Source organism: Streptomyces graminilatus (assembly GCF_001418565.1).
In the GTDB taxonomy this organism is placed as follows: domain Bacteria; phylum Actinomycetota; class Actinomycetes; order Streptomycetales; family Streptomycetaceae; genus Streptomyces; species Streptomyces graminilatus.
The window spans coordinates 1-2,020 of sequence record NZ_LIQQ01000626.1 but is presented as its reverse complement, the minus strand read 5'-3'; the positions used below and the strand labels follow the sequence as shown (position 1 = coordinate 2,020).

The 2,020-nt window shown below is 66.4% G+C and carries 3 protein-coding genes; 2 read left to right on the top strand and 1 reads right to left on the bottom strand.

From position 1 onward, the window contains the following. Window positions 1–184 precede the first annotated feature (184 nt). Window positions 185–1,057: a helix-turn-helix domain-containing protein gene (locus tag AOK08_RS38575; RefSeq protein ID WP_055534784.1), complete on the top strand. Its 873-nt coding sequence runs from the start codon at window positions 185–187 to the stop codon at window positions 1,055–1,057. A gap of 12 nt (window positions 1,058–1,069) precedes the next feature. Then, window positions 1,070–1,360 carry a DUF397 domain-containing protein gene (locus AOK08_RS48780; RefSeq protein ID WP_079054533.1) on the top strand — a complete coding sequence of 97 codons (291 nt, stop codon included), beginning with the start codon at window positions 1,070–1,072 and terminating at the stop codon, window positions 1,358–1,360. Here AOK08_RS48780 and AOK08_RS38570 read toward each other — a convergent pair. Then, on the bottom strand, window positions 1,309–2,020 hold a 712-nt coding region (locus tag AOK08_RS38570; protein ID WP_198539521.1), incomplete at its 5' end, for a LamG domain-containing protein. The two genes, AOK08_RS48780 and AOK08_RS38570, sit on opposite strands and share 52 nt — an antisense overlap.

Below are 2,020 nucleotides of genomic sequence, written 5' to 3'. Positions count from 1 at the left end.
AGTTGGGGGTGGTTTCGGGCATGGGGAACCCTCGCTTCCTCAGGTGCGATGCGTGAGCGTCGTATCGCTTTCTGTAGCTTGAGGTGCACTCCGGGGATGGTGCAAGCGAAACACTCAAAGTTCAGTGCACCGTGTCACGGCTGGCTACTGTGGTGCCTCACAGCTCGCGACCAAGGGGTCAGGAATGGCGGTTGAACAGCATCCGACGGTGCGGCGCCGTGTGTTGGGCGCCAATTTGCGGCGGCTGCGGGAGAAGCACGGGTTCCTGCTCGAAGACGCTGCGGAGCACCTGAGTTGCCACGCCGCGAAGGTCAGCCGGATCGAGTCGGGACGCAGTGGCATCCGGCAACTCGACCTGAGAGTGCTCCTCGACCTCTACGGGATCCGTGACTCCGCCGAACGCGAAGGATGGCTCTCGCTGGCCCGGGAGGCGCGTCGGCAACGGTGGTGGAGGGCGTTGGAGGACCAACTTCCGCGTGACTTCCTCGACTTGATCGGCCTGGAGGAGGACGTCTCCCGGTGTCGTGGCTTTCAGCCCAGCATCGTCCCCGGCTTGTTTCAGACCGAGGCGTATGCGACGGCGGTCATTCAGGGCGGACTGGCCGGCCCGTTGACCGAAGAGCAGAAGACGAAGGTCCAGATCCGGCTTGAGCGGCAGAAGGCGTTGACGCGTCAGGACTCGGACCCTCTGGACGTCTGGATGGTCCTGGGGGAGGCGGCGCTGCGGCAGCGCATCGGAGGGGTCGACGTGCTGCGCGATCAGCTTCTGCACCTGGCCGAGTTGGCACAGCTTCCGAACGTAACTGTGCAGGTACTACCCTTCGAAGCAGGAGCGTGTAAGGGCGGGATGCTCCCCTTCCTGCTCTACAGCTTCCCGGCTCCCGCAGAGTTGGAAGTGGTTCTCCTGGAGAACTTCACGAGCCATGCGTACCTGGAATCGGCCGAGGACACGACGCACTACACCAGCGTCTTCGATCATGTCCGGGCCACAGCGCTGAGTCCACTGGAGTCGGAGTCGGCCATCATGCGGGCGGCCAGGGGGTTGGCCCGCGTCTAAGGAAGAGAGCAGATGCCGTCGTCGCGTGCGTCCGAGTGGTTCAAGAGCAGCTACAGCCAGCAGAACGGCGAATGCGTAGAAGTCCGTCTCCGAACGGCCGGTATCGACGTCCGTGACTCGAAGAGCCCGACCGGCGCGGTCGTCGCGGTGGGTGCGGCGGCGTGGGGCGTGTTTCTTGGTGGGGCGGGTGCCCGGCCCGGCCTGGCTGCTTGCTCCAGGCCGGGCCGGGCACCCACTGACTCGTCGTCGGCTCAGCCTGCGGCGAGGGTGGCTATCTCGGAGCTGGTGAGCACCCGGTTGTAGAAGTGGACGTTGTCGATCTGGCCCTTGGTGTAGTCGACCGGGCCCTGGCTGTAGGTGCCGGCCCCGATCGTGGTGGCGCCCCGGGCGGTCCAGGGGCTGGTGAAGGAGGCGCTGCCCTGGAGGGTGCCGTTGACGTACAGCGAGATGGTGTGGGCGCTGCTGTCGTAGATGGCGAGGAGGTGGTACCAGGTGCCGACGGTCGGCGACGAGGTCGCCGCGACGGAGGTGGCCGTCGAGGAGGTGGAGTCGGAGGAGCGGGTGGCGAAGGTGAACTTGCCGCCCGAGAGCTGGAGGTAGAACGGGCTGACGCTGAAGCCCGCGAGCCCGGCGAAGGTCTGGTTGCCGCCGCTGACGGTGTTCAGCTTCACCCAGGCGCCCACCGAGTAGCTCTGGCCCGTGTCGATCACGGAGGACGGGATCACGCCCAGCGTGCCCGCGGAGCCGTCGAAGGCGAGAGAGTTGGCGCCGACCTTGGCGCTGCCCGCCCAGGTGGTCCCGCCCTCCCGGTAGCCGTCGACGGTGTTGCCGTCGAGAAGGTTGCTGACCGTCTGGCCGCTGCCCTCGTCGAGTTGGTAGTAGCCGGAAACTCCGGTTCCCAGGGCGAAGGCCTCGCGAGCGCTGAGTGCTCTCGTGGTCATGCGGACGTCGTCGATGGTGGCG